At 62.5% G+C, this 16,124-nt stretch carries 20 protein-coding genes; 13 read left to right on the top strand and 7 right to left on the bottom strand.

Going from position 1 to position 16,124, the window contains the following annotated elements:
- Positions 1 to 23: 23 nt before the first annotated feature.
- The 4 genes from OKW39_RS21730 to OKW39_RS21715 all read right to left on the bottom strand — a co-directional run bounded on the left by OKW39_RS21730 (position 24) and on the right by OKW39_RS21715 (position 2,515).
- On the bottom strand, positions 24 to 899 hold the full coding sequence (locus OKW39_RS21730; protein WP_429563597.1) for a tyrosine-type recombinase/integrase: 876 nt from the start codon (positions 897 to 899) through the stop codon (positions 24 to 26).
- Positions 900 to 1,084: 185 nt separating this feature from the next.
- On the bottom strand, positions 1,085 to 1,483 hold the full coding sequence (locus OKW39_RS21725) for a PIN domain-containing protein (protein ID WP_429563596.1): 399 nt from the start codon (positions 1,481 to 1,483) through the stop codon (positions 1,085 to 1,087).
- Entirely contained in the window at positions 1,480 to 1,725 is a 246-nt protein-coding gene (locus OKW39_RS21720) for an AbrB/MazE/SpoVT family DNA-binding domain-containing protein (RefSeq protein WP_102636348.1), read from the bottom strand. Before OKW39_RS21720 ends, OKW39_RS21725 begins: the two co-directional genes overlap by 4 nt.
- 100 nt (positions 1,726 to 1,825) lie before the next feature.
- Positions 1,826 to 2,515 carry a tyrosine-type recombinase/integrase gene (locus OKW39_RS21715; RefSeq protein WP_429563595.1) on the bottom strand — a complete coding sequence of 230 codons (690 nt, stop codon included), beginning with the start codon at positions 2,513 to 2,515 and terminating at the stop codon, positions 1,826 to 1,828.
- Between the two features lie 448 nt (positions 2,516 to 2,963).
- Between OKW39_RS21715 and OKW39_RS21710 the strand changes: the two genes are divergently transcribed.
- The 3 genes from OKW39_RS21710 to OKW39_RS21700 are packed head-to-tail and all read left to right on the top strand — an operon-like array spanning position 2,964 to position 4,258.
- Positions 2,964 to 3,326: a hypothetical protein gene (locus OKW39_RS21710; RefSeq protein WP_429563594.1), complete on the top strand. Its 363-nt coding sequence runs from the start codon at positions 2,964 to 2,966 to the stop codon at positions 3,324 to 3,326.
- Positions 3,327 to 3,371: 45 nt separating this feature from the next.
- Positions 3,372 to 3,968, top strand: coding sequence for a hypothetical protein (locus tag OKW39_RS21705; protein ID WP_429563593.1), 597 nt, complete (start codon positions 3,372 to 3,374; stop codon positions 3,966 to 3,968).
- Between the two features lie 38 nt (positions 3,969 to 4,006).
- Positions 4,007 to 4,258, top strand: a complete 252-nt coding sequence (locus OKW39_RS21700) for a hypothetical protein (protein WP_429453799.1) — start codon at positions 4,007 to 4,009, stop codon at positions 4,256 to 4,258.
- Between the two features lie 24 nt (positions 4,259 to 4,282).
- Here the strand turns inward: OKW39_RS21700 and OKW39_RS21695 are convergent, their stop codons facing one another.
- The gene (locus tag OKW39_RS21695) at positions 4,283 to 4,684 is read right to left on the bottom strand and encodes a hypothetical protein (protein WP_429563592.1); all 402 of its coding nucleotides are present in this window, start codon (positions 4,682 to 4,684) and stop codon (positions 4,283 to 4,285) included.
- A 219-nt stretch (positions 4,685 to 4,903) separates the two neighbouring features.
- Between OKW39_RS21695 and OKW39_RS21690 the strand changes: the two genes are divergently transcribed.
- The 8 genes from OKW39_RS21690 to OKW39_RS21655 all read left to right on the top strand — a co-directional run bounded on the left by OKW39_RS21690 (position 4,904) and on the right by OKW39_RS21655 (position 13,278).
- A complete protein-coding gene (locus tag OKW39_RS21690) occupies positions 4,904 to 5,863 on the top strand; it encodes a tyrosine-type recombinase/integrase (protein ID WP_429563591.1) in 960 nt (319 codons plus the stop codon).
- A 176-nt stretch (positions 5,864 to 6,039) separates the two neighbouring features.
- Positions 6,040 to 6,417 carry a hypothetical protein gene (locus OKW39_RS21685; protein WP_429563590.1) on the top strand — a complete coding sequence of 126 codons (378 nt, stop codon included), beginning with the start codon at positions 6,040 to 6,042 and terminating at the stop codon, positions 6,415 to 6,417.
- A 168-nt stretch (positions 6,418 to 6,585) separates the two neighbouring features.
- Positions 6,586 to 6,738, top strand: a complete 153-nt coding sequence (locus OKW39_RS21680; protein WP_429563589.1) for a hypothetical protein — start codon at positions 6,586 to 6,588, stop codon at positions 6,736 to 6,738.
- A gap of 147 nt (positions 6,739 to 6,885) precedes the next feature.
- Positions 6,886 to 7,191 (top strand): hypothetical protein, encoded by a 306-nt coding sequence (locus tag OKW39_RS21675; RefSeq protein WP_429563588.1) that lies wholly within the window; start codon positions 6,886 to 6,888, stop codon positions 7,189 to 7,191.
- A 503-nt stretch (positions 7,192 to 7,694) separates the two neighbouring features.
- Entirely contained in the window at positions 7,695 to 8,402 is a 708-nt protein-coding gene (gene imuA / locus OKW39_RS21670; protein WP_429563587.1) for a translesion DNA synthesis-associated protein ImuA, read from the top strand.
- Positions 8,332 to 9,807, top strand: coding sequence for a Y-family DNA polymerase (locus OKW39_RS21665; RefSeq protein WP_429563586.1), 1,476 nt, complete (start codon positions 8,332 to 8,334; stop codon positions 9,805 to 9,807). The genes imuA and OKW39_RS21665 overlap by 71 nt, the downstream gene beginning before the upstream one ends.
- Positions 9,808 to 9,810: 3 nt before the next feature.
- The gene (locus OKW39_RS21660; protein ID WP_429563585.1) at positions 9,811 to 12,957 is read left to right on the top strand and encodes an error-prone DNA polymerase; all 3,147 of its coding nucleotides are present in this window, start codon (positions 9,811 to 9,813) and stop codon (positions 12,955 to 12,957) included.
- 21 nt (positions 12,958 to 12,978) lie between these two features.
- Positions 12,979 to 13,278: a DUF2471 family protein gene (locus OKW39_RS21655; RefSeq protein ID WP_429563584.1), complete on the top strand. Its 300-nt coding sequence runs from the start codon at positions 12,979 to 12,981 to the stop codon at positions 13,276 to 13,278.
- A gap of 85 nt (positions 13,279 to 13,363) precedes the next feature.
- Here OKW39_RS21655 and OKW39_RS21650 read toward each other — a convergent pair whose 3' ends face one another.
- Together OKW39_RS21650 and OKW39_RS21645 are read right to left on the bottom strand one after the other, a co-directional pair.
- Positions 13,364 to 14,263 carry a DUF72 domain-containing protein gene (locus OKW39_RS21650; protein WP_429563583.1) on the bottom strand — a complete coding sequence of 300 codons (900 nt, stop codon included), beginning with the start codon at positions 14,261 to 14,263 and terminating at the stop codon, positions 13,364 to 13,366.
- A gap of 240 nt (positions 14,264 to 14,503) precedes the next feature.
- Positions 14,504 to 14,800 carry a hypothetical protein gene (locus tag OKW39_RS21645; RefSeq protein ID WP_429563582.1) on the bottom strand — a complete coding sequence of 99 codons (297 nt, stop codon included), beginning with the start codon at positions 14,798 to 14,800 and terminating at the stop codon, positions 14,504 to 14,506.
- Between the two features lie 463 nt (positions 14,801 to 15,263).
- Here OKW39_RS21645 and OKW39_RS21640 point away from each other — a divergent pair, with 463 nt between their 5' ends.
- Both OKW39_RS21640 and OKW39_RS21635 read left to right on the top strand, forming a co-directional pair.
- Positions 15,264 to 15,518: a hypothetical protein gene (locus OKW39_RS21640; protein WP_429563581.1), complete on the top strand. Its 255-nt coding sequence runs from the start codon at positions 15,264 to 15,266 to the stop codon at positions 15,516 to 15,518.
- Positions 15,500 to 16,024 carry a hypothetical protein gene (locus OKW39_RS21635; RefSeq protein WP_429563580.1) on the top strand — a complete coding sequence of 175 codons (525 nt, stop codon included), beginning with the start codon at positions 15,500 to 15,502 and terminating at the stop codon, positions 16,022 to 16,024. Before OKW39_RS21640 ends, OKW39_RS21635 begins: the two co-directional genes overlap by 19 nt.
- The last annotated feature ends 100 nt before the right edge of the window (positions 16,025 to 16,124 follow it).

Raw genomic sequence — 16,124 nt, 5'->3', positions numbered from 1 at the left:
GGGACGCTCCGCGCGGTGCTGGCCTACCCGGCAGGCAGGCGGTCCAGCGGGCTGATCACCTTGCGCAGCAGGTCGGTGGCCACCTGGGTATAGAGTGAGGTGGTCTCAAGCTGCCGGTGCCCGAGCAGGACCTGGATCACGCGGATATCCTCCTTCTGTTCCAGCAGGTGAGTCGCGAAACTATGGCGCAGCGTATGCATGGATACGCGCTTGCCGAGGTGTGCCTCTTCTGCGGCGGCATGGATGGCGCGGTTCAGTTGCCGCGTGCTCAGTGGGTCCACCGGATTGAGGCCGGGAAACAGCCATCCGCCCTCGAGCATGCGGCCCTGCGCGTGGGCCACCCGCCACCAGACACGCAGGCGCTCGAGCAGGACCGGCGAGAGCATGGCGTAGCGGTCGCGGCGGCCCTTGCCCTGCTCGATGCGCAGCGTCATGCGGTGGCTGTCGACGTCTCCGACCTTCAGTGCCACCACTTCGCTGGCACGCAGCCCGGCACCGTAGGCGACTGACAGCGCCGTCTGATGCTTCAGGTTGCCGGCGGCGGCGATCAGCCGGGCCACTTCGTCAGGGCTGAGCACGACCGGTAGCGTGCGGGGCACGCGCACCGGCTGCATCCTCGCCATCAGCTGGGGCTGGTTGAGCGTGATGTCGAAGAAGAACTTCAGTCCGGTGATGGCGGCATTCAGCGACACGGGCGAGATGCCGTGGTCGATCAGATGCAGCTGGTAGCGCCGCAGGTCCTCGACCGTGGCGGTGTCGGGCCGGCGCCCGAGAAAAGCGGCGAACTGACGGACCACGCGGACATAACCGGCTTGCGTCTTCGGTGCGAGCTTGCGCATGCGCATGTCGTCGATCAGGCGCTGGCGCAGCGGACTGATATCCTGGCTGGTGTGAGTCATGGCTCTGCTCCTGTTGAGGAACGAGGCGGATTGCCTCGTACCCAACATGGAAACAGAGCCGGTTTCCTCTCACCTGCCACCCGAGCTCAATCGGAGCCCCATTACCGCGCGAGCGGTTTCGTCCCCCTGCGGCGAGCGCACGGATTAACCTCTGTCCGCTTTCCTGTTATCGGCCGGCGCCGTCATTACTTGATCAACTGCATCCCGACCACCTTCGAGGCCGCCACGTCGAAAGTGGCCGTATACTCGCACTCTGCGACGTGTCCCGAACGCTCGATCAGGCAGTCCGCGAAATCCGCCTTCGTGGATGCGGCGAAAACGCGAAGTGCCTTGCGCACCGTGTCTGCACCTTCAACGACCAGTTCCTTGGTGCCGATCATCGAGTCGACAATGTCCTTCATCTGCTCGCGCTCGACACCGTAGCACCGCCCTAGCACCCACACGACCTCGACCAGCGCGACCTGCGAAACGTAGCCCGGTCGTTCTGCCGACAGGGAATCCATCAGCGCCGTCGCTTTCTTCGATTGCACGGCGTCGTCCTGCGCGAAATAGCGGACCAGCACGTTCGTATCCAGTCCGATCATCGCGCGGATGCCCCCTGCTCGGCTATCGCCCGGTTCATGTCCTCGATCGACACTGGTTTCGCCGGCTTCTTCACGACGCCTTTGAGGGACGCAAGCGACCGCGTGGCCGGATAGACCTCATACCGGCCCGTCGCCTCGTTGAAGCTGAATTCGATCCGGTCGCCGGACTGCAAGCCAAGCTGGTTACGGACGTCCACCGGGATAGTGACCTGGCCCTTTGAAGTGAGAGTTGCTGCTGTCATGGTGACACCTCCATACTCCTTACTTTAAAGTAAGGAGTATGGAAAAGCAAGAGCACCAGCGGGAGTGCCACACGACTGACTACACCCGGATGGTCATGCGTCACTCGCCGAGATCAATCGCGGCGACAGCCTCGCGCTGATCGCGTTTGGACACGTCCAAATATGGGGAGACGTGATCGAGATGCGCGTGGCCCAAAAGAATTTGCACCGTTTCGAGCGAGTGCCCGTTCGCCATCAGGCGGCTAGCGAACGTCCGTCTGCCAGTGTGGCTGCTGTAACCGGCCCTGAGCCCTGCGGCACGATACAAGCTGGTCACGTAGCTCTGGAGGCTATCGGCTGCCAGATACTCGATCGATTCGCCCTCGGAATCGAGGCGCCGCTTCACGCTCAGCTCGAACGCGCCACCCTTTTGCGTGAGGATCAACCTCGTGCGCGGCATCAGGCCACGGTACTCGCGACGATCCAGCGACACACCATGTCCACGGCGATATCGCCACTCGACGTAGCGTTCGAATGCCTCGACGGTCTTCGCGTGCGAGAGAAACACGCAGCGCGGCCGGCAGCCTTTGGTGATCGAACCGGGCAAGGCGATTTCTTCCTTTCTCGTGCCTGACTTTGAGAGCACATGATGCACTTCTAGACGCGCAACCTCGGTCACGCGCATACCGCATGTGATGCCAAGCAAGAGAATCAGGGTGTCGCGTTCAGGAACGCGACTGGTCGCTTCGGTGACGCGCAGGAGGTGGCGGAATTTCGCCGGTGTGAGGGTCTTGGCGTGTTTGGGTTCCATGCTTCCGTATCTCGTAATGCGCTCGAAAATCGAGCTTGTTACGAGAGAGAAACCTTTTGGCGCTCCTTTCTAGTGTAACCCGCGTAGCGCCGAACTTCCTCGGAAAAACCGGCACAACCCTGTGTTACCGCGGCCAGGAGACGGCGGCCCGTCGCGCCGGCCGCCAAGGCGCAACATGTCACACTGTGACATAGGTGGCCGGTTTCATCATTGCGTTTCCCCGGGGAAACGGTAGCCGCACGCGAGGGGGACCTGAATAGAACGTGCGTGCTATTTTAGACGTTGGCCATGTGCCCGGGAACTTGCCGGACTAGTTGGTGCCCCTCTCTGCAAGCGTGCGGCGGGGCTCGCGCAACATTTTTACATTGCGGTCCGACATTTTCCAGAAACGTCCTGGTACACTGCCGCCTCGATCGACGGAGACGATTGCATGGCGGCATCAGGCGAATTGTTCGAGCAGGAATTCGAGACGTGGACGCCGGCTCAGGCAAAAGCGTTTTTCCGCGCCGGGATGGTGGACGATTTTCTCGTCAGGAACGTCGGTGGCGATCTATGGGTGCTCACCCTGCTTGTCGTTGGTCGTCAGGGCAGGCAGATGCAGATCCAGTTGCGCACCGCTCGCGAGCTCGACACCCGCAAGGTCCGCCAGTTCAAGACGCTCGATGCGGCGGTGAGAGCCGCCGGAGAAATCGGCTTCGATGTCGGGACTATTGGCATCGCGAGAGTCGCACAGCGCGCGTCGCCTCACCGCCGCGCGAAGGCTTCCAACGGGGCGCCTGAACAGCGGAGCATGCTGCCCGACGTGGACTGATCGTGGCGCGCGCTCTTGTCAACCCCATCTTTAGAAAACGGCACAATGAAATCGTCGGAAATTGCGCGGGTCTCTGCCGCCATGCTGCTGACCATCATCCTCGTCGCGTGTGACAGCAAGTCGGCTACGACAAAAGAAAACTATGCGAAGGCTGTGCAACAGTACCTCGATGCCACGGACGCTGTCTGCGTCTGGAGCGCGGCGCCTGCACCGTTTGAATATGCGAACGTTCGCGCCTGGCAGCAGCAGCAGGCAGACCAGCTTGTGAAGGTGGGGCTGCTGGCGAAGGAGCCGGCGACGGTGCGTGACTTCGGTCAAAGCCTGCCTGGTGCCCGGTACACGCTGACGGACACCGGAAAGAAGGCGTCGAGAGGTGTAGTGTCGGGCCTCGGCAACCGGTTCTGCGGCGGAAAAGCGAAACTGATGGACATTGACGCGCCTTCAGCGGGCGTAAAGGCGAAGGCGGGGGATCAGGTGTATGTGCATTACGTGGCACAGCTCCTTGACCGGCCGGCCTGGGATGACGAATCGGTTCTGGTCGGTCACATCGAACTGGCGGCAACAACGAACAACCAGTTCAACGGCGAGACGTTTTTGATCCTGACCGACGACGGATGGAAGGTCGCTCCGAAAAAAGTTTAGTTGCGAGCGCACTGTCGTTGGAAATGGCGGGAGCCTGAATGAAAAGAAGTGCCGACAACAAGCTGAAAGTGGTGGCCGTCCGCATCGATCCGCAGATCGAGCACCGACTGCGGCTGCTCGCGGAGACAACCGGACGGAAACAGTCGTTCTTTCTGCAGCAGATCATCGAGCAAGGCATCGGCGCGATGGAAGAAGCGTGGCTACCAGAGGCGACTGTCGCGAAGATCCGTCAGGGCAAAGTGCCTGAGTTGCTGCAGGCCGGCTCGACGCCCGATCTCTTCGGCGGCTGACGCGTCCGCTGCGTTTTTTATCGATCAGTATCCGCGCCCGCTGACGCGCGAGATGACCGAATTGACCTGTGCCGCAGCGAGATCCGCGCGCAGGTTTGCCCATCTGGCGAGCAACGTCGGATCAGGCATCAGAAAGAGTGGCCTTGTCGTCCACCCGACGACATGCGCGCCGTTCCACTGCGTCTCGAATATGCGCACGTCCTCATCATTGCTGACGCCAGCGTTCACGAGATCGTCGAACGACTCGAGGTTAAACAGTTCGAGTTCGTCCTGGTGAATACCTGACAGTAGCGATATCGCGGAGTAGAAAAGCCGCTTCGCCTCTTCCCGCGTGGCGCAGAGCGCAAACGCGTCAACGACGCCATCGGGCGTCTGCCACATCATCCGGTAAAGCAGCGTTCGACACTGGTGCGATAGCTCGGTCATGAGACTCCCCGTCTCGTTGACATTCGCCGCGCCTTGACATGGGTCGGCGATAGGTACGATAGGCGTAAGACCTTCCGCCGCGCCCCACCGCCCTACCGATGAACCGACACCCCGCCCTTCCCTCGACCTCTCAGGCACCCCTTCCTTCTGTTGGCAGGGTTATGGCGAAGCGCGAGCCTCGCTATGATTGGGGTAAGCGCACTTTCAGTATATACATTTATGGATTCCGAACTCTGGCTGTCGGACCCTCAAACGGCTTATGCCGAATGGCAACGCGCTGAGGCGACCGGTGCAGACAGGCGCGCGTTTGCAGAGCGCTCCATCGTTCAGCACCGCTCGATGTTTGCCCGCTTCCATCGATATCTCGAGGGCCGCGGCATTACGGTGACGGACTTCGGCACTGACCACATCGACGGCTTCTTTGCTGACCTCGCTCGCGACTGCGAGCCGGGTACATCGACGCGCCTGCGCTATCTGAAACTGATGGACCGGCTCTCGCGCCACCTCGCTTTGCTCGGTCTGCGCACCGACAACCCCGCCGCCTCTCTCCTGCCTCGTGAACATTGGCCGGACGACGAGCCGGTGCCCGTCTTTCTCTGGCCGGACGAAGACGCGCGGCTTCAGGACGTCTGCCGCACTGTGACGTTTGAGTCGTTCAAGGAACTGCGTAATCGGGCGATCGTGGCGCTCCTGCTCGGCACCGGCATCACGGCGGCCGAACTCAGCGCGCTGAGCGTGGACGATCTCGACACAGGAGGATCAAGAGTCAGCGTCTTCGTCAGAAAGCGCGGGCCGCGCATCGCGCGCCGCGTGCCCGTCGACGCGTTCGCGCTTGAGATCGTGCGGAAGTACGCGACAGCGCGTGCAGCGATGCCGGCGTCGGACACCCTCCTTTTCATGGCAACCGCAGACGGAAAGCCCATGAAGCCCGTCACGCTTGGGCAGTGCGTCCGGAGTGCGTTACGCGCTGCCGGCGCTGCGGCCGCTGACGAGAGCCCCCGGTTGCTGCGTAACACGTACGGTCGCAGGCATCTGATGGAAGGGAAGACCAACGAACAGGTGAGTAACCTGATGGGCCTGTCCAGTCACAGGACAGCTACGCGATTGCGCGAGACGATTTACAACGCCGGTGAGTTGGACGGTCAGCATCCAAAGGGTGAGGCTGGAAGCGCCGCGTAAGTCCATCCGTGCCAGGGGCTTCCTTGACTTCGGTCACCGCCGCGTAGCCTGGTGTGTGAACCGTACGCGGGGTACGGCCACACTTCCCGGGCTCAGCCATGATCTATAAAAGTGCGTTCAAGGACATCATCTACCCGGCGCAAAGCCGGGAGCCACGCGTCACGCGATACCGCATAGTGCTGACGAAGCATTCCAGGCTGGTTCGCGCGATCGTTCATCTTGTAGCCAACGCGCCCACGCAACCACAGTCCACCGACATCGACACCGAGCTCGACGTCGTGCTGAACCGGATCATTGATGCAGAACTGGTCGGCGTGCGCCACGACTGCCTCCGGCTGGTCGTTCAGGTTGATGCGCAGATGACCGAGTACCCCATCATCTTCAACGCGCTGGATCTGGCGCGGCCCGGCAATCCAGAGAAGCGGCGGGCGCCCACGGCTGATCAGCCAATTCATATCCGCTCGCTGGACGTCGTCGGCGGTTCGGTCGCCTTCTACGTCGATCGCGAGGGCGGCAAGCCTGTCAGCGCCGGCATCGCGGGGATGCTTCGATGAGTGCGACGCTTCGCCGGTATGCCGTCGGTCGCTGGGGGTCCCTGTGGGCGAGCCAGCCGTACATGTCACATCGGATACTCATCGACCTCCCGGCCCGAAAAGTGATCGCCGGGGAGCAGCGGTTCTGCAAGGAATGGCGCTACATGAGCATTGGGCGACCTTGAGTGCATGCAGCAGGAGCTGGACGAGATGTTCGGCGACATCTTTGACACGCCGCATGAGTATGGCTTTCAGGTGATGGATGAGCCGCCGCATTGGGCGCTCTACCCGTGGCCGTGGCCGCGCATCCCGGCGCTGACCGACGATGAGGACGAGCCGTAAGGTCGTTTGGCGGCTTGACGTTGCCCACGGCAGACCGTTGGATGCGCTTCGCCGCGCCGATCAAATGCGAGAACGGGCGAACCGGCTCGATTTGCGCGAGAATTGCCGGCCGCGAAGCGCGCGATTAACCTTCAACGAGGGCAGGAATTGACATCCAGCGATACCCCACTGCAGTTCGCGGTGGCCAACGGCGACGTGTTCACCTTCACCCTCGGCGACATGTTCGGCGCCATGTACCCGTCCCCCGACAAGATTGGGCTCGATGAGTGGGTCTGGCGGCTCTCCAGAACAGTCATCAGGCGCCCGCGCGATGCCGCCGGCGAGTTGCTGGAGGTCAGGGCCGAAACGGTCATCATCAGCGAGGGCTACGCCACGACGGCCGCCGAAGCAGCGTACGACATGCGAGCCTGTCTGCATCGCCAGCTCGCGATGACGGGGCAGACGGAGTTGTGAACCGTCACTGCGCTCGCGGCCTGAAAAACTGCTCTCCCGGCTTGGGACCAAGGAACGCCGCATCGCCGTCAGTAATAGCACGCGGACGGAATGCAGCTGACAGGCGATGCCGGTGACGTAGACGTTGGCGGGCATGCGGGCTTTTCAATCTGCGCGAGAATATTCTTCATGCGTTCAACGCGGGAGCGATAGACGCGATTTGAGTCGAAGGACGCAAGTGCGGTGACCCGGTCTTTCCAGTAGGAATGCGGGAATGGGCGTCGGCCGGCCGTGAGGCAGAACCATTTCCAGGTGCTTTAGCTCGCTTTCTAACTTGTGGTGATGCACTGTCAGGCGCCGGTTTAAGACGTCGTGTTTTCGTTTCAATGTGCGGTGCGGTGCAGCAATGCACGTGCCCACGCCTCGCCTCCCGACATCCGGCGTCACAGCCTTCTACGAAGCCCACGATTTTGCGAGCCTCCAGGCTATACTGTGTTTTTATACAGTATTTTCTGGAGGGGCCCATGAGCGCGGTTATGCTGCCCGAAACGATCCATCCCGATTTATGGCGAGGCAACCAGCTTGCGCGCGCCCGATCACGCGTCGTTGAATGTGGCGACGCAAATCTCGCCCAGGAACTGCCGGGCGGCGGATGGCCCCGCGGCGCACTGACCGATCTGCTTGTACAGCAGAACGGTTGTGGCGAACTGCGCCTCCTTCGTCCTGCATTCGAGCAGCTCACATCGAAGCCCGTCGTCATGCTTCAGCCGCACCACGATCTTCAGCCGACCGCTTTCGCCTGGTGGGGACTTGATGCGACGAACCTCATGACGGTGAAGGCGCCGAGAACGGCCGACGCACTATGGGCTGCGGAGCAGATTTTGCGAGCCGGCACATGCGGCGCGCTGCTTTTCTGGCAGAACCATGTACGGCCCGAGTCGTTGCGCCGGTTGCACCTGGCCGCTCAGGCGTCCGAGTCGCTCTTTTTCATGGTGCGGCCACTCGCAACGACGCGCGATGCATCGCCCGCACCATTGAGGCTTGCGATCCGCGCCGCGAAGGACGGTGTTGATATCCAGTTCCTAAAACGCCGCGGCCCTGCGCGCGACGAACCGCTGTTCGTGGCATTGACGCCCTCTCCGATTCTGAACGTAAAACGCAATGCAACTGTGGATAGGCGTCCATCTCCCGTTGTTGTGCCTCGAAGTGTTCCGGCCGAAGTGGTCGCATAAAGCGCTCGACGCATCCAAAGGCCTTGCTGTGCTCGAAAAGGAGCGCGTCATTGCCGCGGATACGGCTGCGCGCGCCGCAGGCGTGTGCATCGGCATGCGCCGGGGTGGTGTGCTGACGCTCGCCTCGGCCACCCAGATGCAGGAACGCGACAGCGCGGCGGAAGTCAACGCGGTGCGCGAGGTCGCCACAGGTCTGCTGAACCTGTCACCGCAGGTCATCATCGCGGAAGAAAGCACGGTGCTGGTCGACGTGTCGGCAAGCCTGCGGCTTTTCGGCGGCATCCGGTCGCTACGTCGCATGGCGCGCCGCGTCGCAGACGCCATCGGCGTGACAGCCATCATCAGCGTGGCTCCGACGGGGCAGGCGGCATGGCTGCTTGCGCGCTATCGCGGCGGCGCAACCCTTTCTCACGACTCTCTCGCACGGGTCCTGGCCGCCCTGCCGGTGAGTCTGCCTGGGCCCGCGCGTCGCCATCTGGACTGGCTGACCGGCATCGGATGCGAGACGGTAGGACAACTCATGCGCCTGCCGCGCGCTGGACTCAAGAAGCGCTGCGGAACAGCATTGCTCGATCTGCTCGACCGCGCCAGTGGAGATGCACCTGAAGTGTATGAATGGTTTGAGACGCCGCCGACCTTCCACGCCCGCGTGGAACTGCCGGATCGCATCGAGCACGCGGAAGCCTGTCTCTTTGCGGCGCGCCGGCTCGTTGTGCAGTTGACCGGCTGGCTGTCGCAAAAGCAGCTTGCCGTGACACGCGTTGTCCTGCTGCTCGAGCATGAACGGGGACGGGACGCGATTGCGCCGACCGCGATCGAAGTGTCGCTCGCCGAGCCGACGTGGCGGGAGGATCACCTTGTGCGTTTGCTGAAAGAACGGCTCACGCGGGTCGAACTGGCGGCCGCTGTCATTGCGCTGCAACTGGTTGTGCAGGAGGTCAGGGAGGCCGAGGCCGCATCGGACTCGCTGTTTCCCGAGCCTGGCGGCACCGCGTCCGACCACGCTCGCCTGCTCGAACTGCTGGTAGCGCGGCTGGGCGCGGAAAACGTGCTGCGGCCCGCGCCGGTCGCTGACCATCGGCCCGAGGTTGCCGCGCGCTGGGTGTCCGTAACGGACAAGACGAAGTACGTCGCGCCGGCGACGGACACGCCGCGCCCCACGTGGCTGCTCGAAGCGCCGATCAAGCTGCTGATGCGTGGGGAAAGGCCGTTTTACGGAAGCCCGCTACGCACCGTCTCGTCCGGCGAGCGCGTCGAGGCAGGCTGGTTTCAGGGCGAGCCGGTGACACGCGATTATTTCGTTGCGGAAGCCGACGATCACATCTGCTACTGGATCTTTCGCGAGCGGATCGGCGCCGTCGATGACGACGAGCCGCGCTGGTATCTGCACGGACTTTTCGGGTAAGCCATGGCGCCGGGTTCTTTCGGCCTGCCCGGCTATGCCGAGTTGCAGTGCGCCTCCAACTTCACGTTCCTGCAGGGCGCGTCGCACGCGGAGGAGCTTGCTGCACGCGCGGCGCAACTGGGCTATGAGGCGATCGCCATTACCGACGAGTGCTCGCTCGCCGGGATCGTGCGCGCACACGTCGCGGCGAAGGAAGCAGGCATCAAGCTGCTGATCGGCGCGCACTTCCGGTTGACGAATGCTGACGGCTCGCCGGCGCTCGCCTTCACGGCGATTGCGCAGAACCGCGACGGATACGGCAACCTGTCGGAACTCATCACACTTGCGCGCACCCGCACGGCCAAGGGCAGCTACCTTCTCTATCCGCATGACCTCGATCATCCCGATCCGCCGTGCGCCCACCTGCGCGCGCTGCCCGACTGCCTGATTATCCTGACGCCGGACTTTCCGGCAAAAGAGGCGCGTGTTGACGCACAGGCCGAATGGGCAGCGCGCACGTTTGGAGAGACCCGCTGCTGGATGGGCCTGACCTTGCACGCCCGCGCGCTTGATGACGTGCATCGCAATGTTGTGCTCGATGTAGCGGAACGGCACGGCCTGAACGTAGTTGCGACCGGGCAGGTGCTCATGCATGTGAGATCGCGCAAGCCGTTGCAGGACACGCTCACTGCGATACGCCTGAACCGGCCCGTTACGGAATGCGGCTTTGAGCTCGCGCCGAATGCGGAACAGCATCTGCGCTCGCGGCTGCGTCTGGCCAACGTCTATTCGGTGGAGGCATTGGCGCAAACGCTGAACATCGCCTCGCACTGTTCTTTCATGCTGGACGAGCTGCGCTACGAGTACCCGGATGAACTCGTGCCACCGGGCACCACGCCCACCGCGTACCTGCGCGGCGAAACCTATCTGGGCGCGCAACGACGATATCCGCGCGGTATCCCGCACAACGTTCAGGTGCAGATCGAGCACGAACTGTCGCTGATCGCAGACCTGAAGTACGAGCCGTATTTCCTTACGGTCTACGACATCGTTCGCTTCGCGCGCAACGAGGGCATCCTCTGTCAGGGTCGCGGCTCCGCGGCGAATTCAGCCGTGTGCTATTGCCTGGGTGTGACCGAGGTCGACCCGGCACGCAGCAGCATGCTGTTCGAGCGGTTTATCTCGAAGGAACGCGGGGAACCCCCAGACATCGACGTGGACTTTGAGCACCAGCGCCGGGAAGAGGTTATCCAGTACATCTACCGGAAGTACTCCCGCACACGCGCGGCACTTGCGGCCGCCGTGACGACGTACCGCCCGCGCTCGGCGATCCGCGATTCCGGCAAGGCACTTGGCATCGACCCGGTCATTGTCGATCGGGTGGCGAAAGAGCATCACTGGTTCGACTCGAGTGCGGACCTGATCCGTCGATTCGTGGACAGCGGGCTCGACCCCGAGACGCCAATGATCCAGCAGTGGGCCACGCTCGCGGCTCAGCTACTCGGTTTTCCGCGCCACCTGTCACAGCACACCGGCGGCTTCGTGATCGCGCGTGGCAAGCTGTCCCGACTGGTGCCGGTGGAGAACGCGTCCATGCCGGATCGCACCGTCATCCAGTGGGACAAGGACGATCTGGAAGCGCTCGGCCTCCTGAAAATCGACGTGCTCGCACTCGGCATGCTGTCGGCGATTCGCCGCACGCTCGACCTTGTGTCACAACAGCGAGGCGAGCCGTTCGAGATGCAAGACATCCCACCCGAAGACGAAGCCACGTATGACATGATCTGCGCGGCCGACACCGTCGGCGTGTTCCAGATCGAGTCCCGCGCGCAGATGAGCATGCTGCCGCGGCTGAAACCGCGCGAATTCTACGACCTCGTGATTGAGGTCGCGATCGTGCGGCCGGGCCCGGTTCAGGGCGGGATGGTTCATCCATACCTGCGCCGGCGGCAAGGCATCGAGCCGGTCTCCTACCCTAGCCCCGACGTCGAGCAGGCACTGAAGCGCACGCTTGGCGTGCCGATCTTCCAGGAGCAGGTGATGCAGGTCGCGATGCTCGCGGCAGGCTTCAGCGCCGGCGAGGCGGATCAGCTACGCCGCGCGATGGCCGCATGGAAACGCAAGGGCGGACTGCAGCACTACCACGATCGCATCGTTGAAGGCATGCTGCAGCGCGGCTACGACCGGGAGTTCGCAGAGTCGATTTTTGCGCAGATCCAGGGCTTTGGCGAATACGGCTTCCCCGAGAGCCACGCGGCAAGCTTCGCGCTGCTGGTCTACGCAAGCTGCTGGCTCAAACGCCACGAACCCACCGCGTTCCTGTGCGCGATGCTCAACAGCCAGCCGATGGGCTTCTATTCGCCCTCGCAGCTTGTGCAGGACGCGAAGCGTCACGGCGTGGGCGTACTTCCCGTTGATGTGACCATCAGTGGCTGGGATTCAACGATGGAAGGCGATGGCAGTATGGCGCCCGTCCGCCTGGGCATGTCCGTCGCCCGCGGCATGCGCGAGGAAACCGCCCGGCGCATCGAAGCGGCCCGCGCAGTCAGGCAGTTCCGCGACGTCGCGGATCTCGCGAACCGCGCGCAACTGGATCGCCACGACCTTCAGGTACTCGCGGCCGCCAATGCTCTGAAGCCTCTCGCCGGCGACCGGCGCCAGGCGCTATGGGCAGCGGTCGCCGCGGTGCCGGACAAGGATCTGTTGCGAGCCACCTCGCGCGAGGAAGAAGCGCCAGCGCTTGCCGCCCCAACGGAAGGCCAGGACCTGATCGCGGACTACCGCTCGACCGGCCTGACGCTCGGCCGACACCCGCTCGCGCTCTTACGGGAAAAACTGCTGGCCATGCGGCTGATGCCCGCCGAAGCGCTGATGTGCTATCGCAATGGGCAGCTCGCGCGTGGCTGCGGGATCGTGACCGTGCGGCAGCGCCCCGGTACCGCAAACGGCGTGATGTTCATGACGCTGGAGGACGAGACCGGGTCGGTCAATGTCATCGTCTGGCAGTCGGTCCTCGAGCGGCAACGGCGCGAGGCGTTGAGCTCGTCGCTTCTGGCTGTTTATGGGGTATGGCAGCGCGAAGGCGATGTGAAGCATCTGGTCGCGCTGCGGCTCGTCGACGTGTCGCACCTGCTTGGCGAGCTACCGACAGCGAGCCGCAATTTTCACTGAATTCAACGAGGAGTACTGTCGATGCCCAACTACAACATCCTGTTTGATGCCCAGGCCGCCGCTGAGGAAGTCGTGCCGCGCGTTGTTGCGCGACACCGCTCCAAGGGTGTTCTGACCTGGAAGCTGCTTCATCAGATGGAGGAGGAAGTGCTGGCTGAAATCTCTTCCAACGGACAGTTCAGCGACCGGCTGCTACAGATGATCTGCGCGCCCGCCGTCCTGTCATACCCAAACGACGACCGGCCTGCGTCGTTTGAAGGCCATGACTTCCTGCCGATCGTCTTCGCCGCCATTGACCGCGCCTGGCGACAGGTTCACTGATAGGGAGCCCCAACCTTGCGGGTTGAACCTTCGGGACTCGCGGCGACCCCTCCTTGACATCAGGTCGGTCTGCCGTACAAAGGATCTAACCAATCCGCTCGGCGTTGAGCAGCCGCGTCATCATTCCCGCGTTGCGCTGTGCGACATCCCTATAACAGTTGTTGAACAAGACGTGCGTGCGCCCGACGTTCTTCGCGATTGCCTGGATGCCCGGCGCGAGGGCGCGCAGCTCGTCCTCGGAGTACTCATAGTTGAACCGGTCGGCCGCCGACTCTGCGCCGGTCCAGGTGTCAGCGTTGCGGCCATGCAGCCGCACGATCGCGAGCTCCGGCGAGGTCGCCTCCCAGACGGTGTGTGCGCGCTTCGTCACCCCTTCTGGCGCATCGACAATAACGTGCACAATTCCACGTTCCCGCTCCATAGCCAGCGTCGACTCACGGTGCCTTTCGCTGAACCAACTCTCGTGCCGGAATTCAAACGCGGTGAGGAACGGGTGCATGCGTTCGGCACAATGTTCAACATGCTCCCTGGCCTTCGGTACGGCGGTGATCCAGTGAGGGAACTGGAAAAGCACTGAACCCAGCTTGCCAGCCTGATGCAGCGGCCGCAGCGCCTCGAAGAAGCGCGCCCACAGTTCCTCGACCACCGGCGCCGGAATGTCCTTGTAGTACAGGTTCTTCTTGCCGGTGCTTGGCAAGTCGGCCTGCAGGTCCTTCGGGAAAAATCGCGGCTCGGTCTGGTGGCCGGTGAACAGGCGAAAGGCCTTTACGTCGAAAACGAATTTGGCTGGCGTCCTCTCGACCCACAAGGCGCTGTTGGCAGCGCTCGGCATCGCATAGTACGAAGAATCGACTTCGACCAGCGGGAACACGCTGGCGTAGTACCGCAGGCGCGCCTCTGCGCTGCTGCAGTCGGGAGGGTAGAAGGCGCCCGACTCGATCAGCGTTTTATCAGTCCACGAGGCGGTCCCTACCAGAATCGACATGGCAGTCTCCGTTGAGATGCGGGGACAATCATTCTGCCACGGGCCGCAATGCACGCGTCCCCTGCGGAGTTATAGCCTGTGTCGCTTCCACTGCTCGCGGGCCAGTTGCATGGAACGCGAAACGCACCCCCGCGCCTTCGCGTGCGCGGCCAGCGGCGCCCGTCGCGGAACTCCCCGCCAAGCCGCGCAAGACCGTCAAGCGGGCTGAGAAGGCTGAGGAGCCGGCTCCAGCGCCCCATGTCACACGCCCGCCTCGCGCGGTGGCGCGTCTCTGAGCCACTCGATAAGTTCGGGACGGATGCTGAGCGCGGGAGCAGAAAGCCAGTTTTCAAACGTTGGCTGCCATTCCTCCCACACGTAGTCTTCCATGTCGAATTCTTCGTCGATAGCTCCAGTCCCACGCTCACACAGGAAGGCAAAAACGACGGCGTCCCCGTCCCAGTACGCGACCATACAGTCGCTTAGGTCCGCTGCTGTGCCCACCGGCACGTCACGGAGCATCATTCCAAGCTGGCTGACAAATTGTTCGCGCGTCATCGTGTCTCCTGAAACCCGGGCGGTTGATTGGAACGCGCAGGTGCGCTGGCTGACATTCGGCAATAGTCGCACAGCACGTTCTGTACCGAAGCCCACCACCCCGCTAACGGGCGGCCGGACTAGACGATTCCTGGCGCGCTACTTTAAAGTTTCTCGACGTCGTGCCGTTAGTGAGAAAGCTGCAACCTTTCGGCCGACCGATGTATTTCAATCTCGAAGCCGTGTCGGGCCACCGCCCATTATGCGCCGGGTCTTTATGCCTGACTCGCGCAACGCGCCAGCACTTGACAATGCTCTGTGAGCCATAAAATCAACCGGACTCACTGAGGAATTTATGGCACCACACTCTAAAAAATCGGAAGTTCCGCTGAGCACAGCCTTACGTGAAAAGGTCGCCGCTCTCAAGGCGCTCATACCCGCGCTCGCCATTGCCGTTACCGGCCTTGCAGCATCCGCACCCGCCGTGGCAACCGAACGAGGCGCACACATCGGCTGGAAAGTTCATCAGCCGACGCGCTTCATCGTCTCCGGTGTATTGCGGCAGGACGGCACATCGGACGTGATCAAGCCGGTTCACGGCATCGTCACGGCGGACGATAGCGAAGCAGCGGTGTCGGCTTTCTCGCAAACCACGCGTCGGCAGTACCCGGGCTATACGCTTATCGCAACGCTTGCCTCGCCGGTTCCGGCAGCGGGCACATGCGAAAACAGCATCTAGCAATTTCACGCAAGACATCAATGCCTGTATCAAAGAAACGCAGAAAGCTGGCCAATGCAAGCGCGGAGCAGGCCACAAAGAAACGGCTACTAACGTCACCGCTCGCACGCGCCGAGGCAGACCGGATCGTCCTGCATATCCGCGTTGGCCTTGAAGCGATCCGCTCTGGTCACAACGACGAGACAGCGCTGCTTAACCTGCAGTCGGTGGTGCTGCTCACGGAAATGCTGACGGCCGAAGGGCGCGCCGCCTTGCCGTTGGACATGATCCGCGAAACAGGCCGGCAGGTCGTACATCTGATCGAAGGAGGCAAGGACCGGGAGCAATGGACCGTACCCGCCGTATTGAGCGACGACCTGATAGCGATCGTCAACGAGTACGACCGGATAATGCATCAGGTGCCATTGCAGGCCGTGCTTGCGGCCACAGGGAAACTGGAACGTCTTGAAAAAAATGACCCCCGTTATTTCCGTTGCATGCGCGATGACGAAGGCGCGATGCCCTGAGTTGACGCGCGAACTTTTCATAACCAGATTGCGGCGAAAACCCGCCCCAATCGCCAGCCAGTCGCTGGCGCCTTTCTTGACGACTCTCAACCACAAAGGA

The sequence above is a fragment of the Paraburkholderia sp. MM6662-R1 genome, from assembly GCF_050436245.1.
Taxonomy (GTDB): Bacteria; Pseudomonadota; Gammaproteobacteria; order Burkholderiales; family Burkholderiaceae; genus Paraburkholderia; species Paraburkholderia tuberum.
This window is presented reverse-complemented; position numbering and strand designations above follow the sequence as displayed.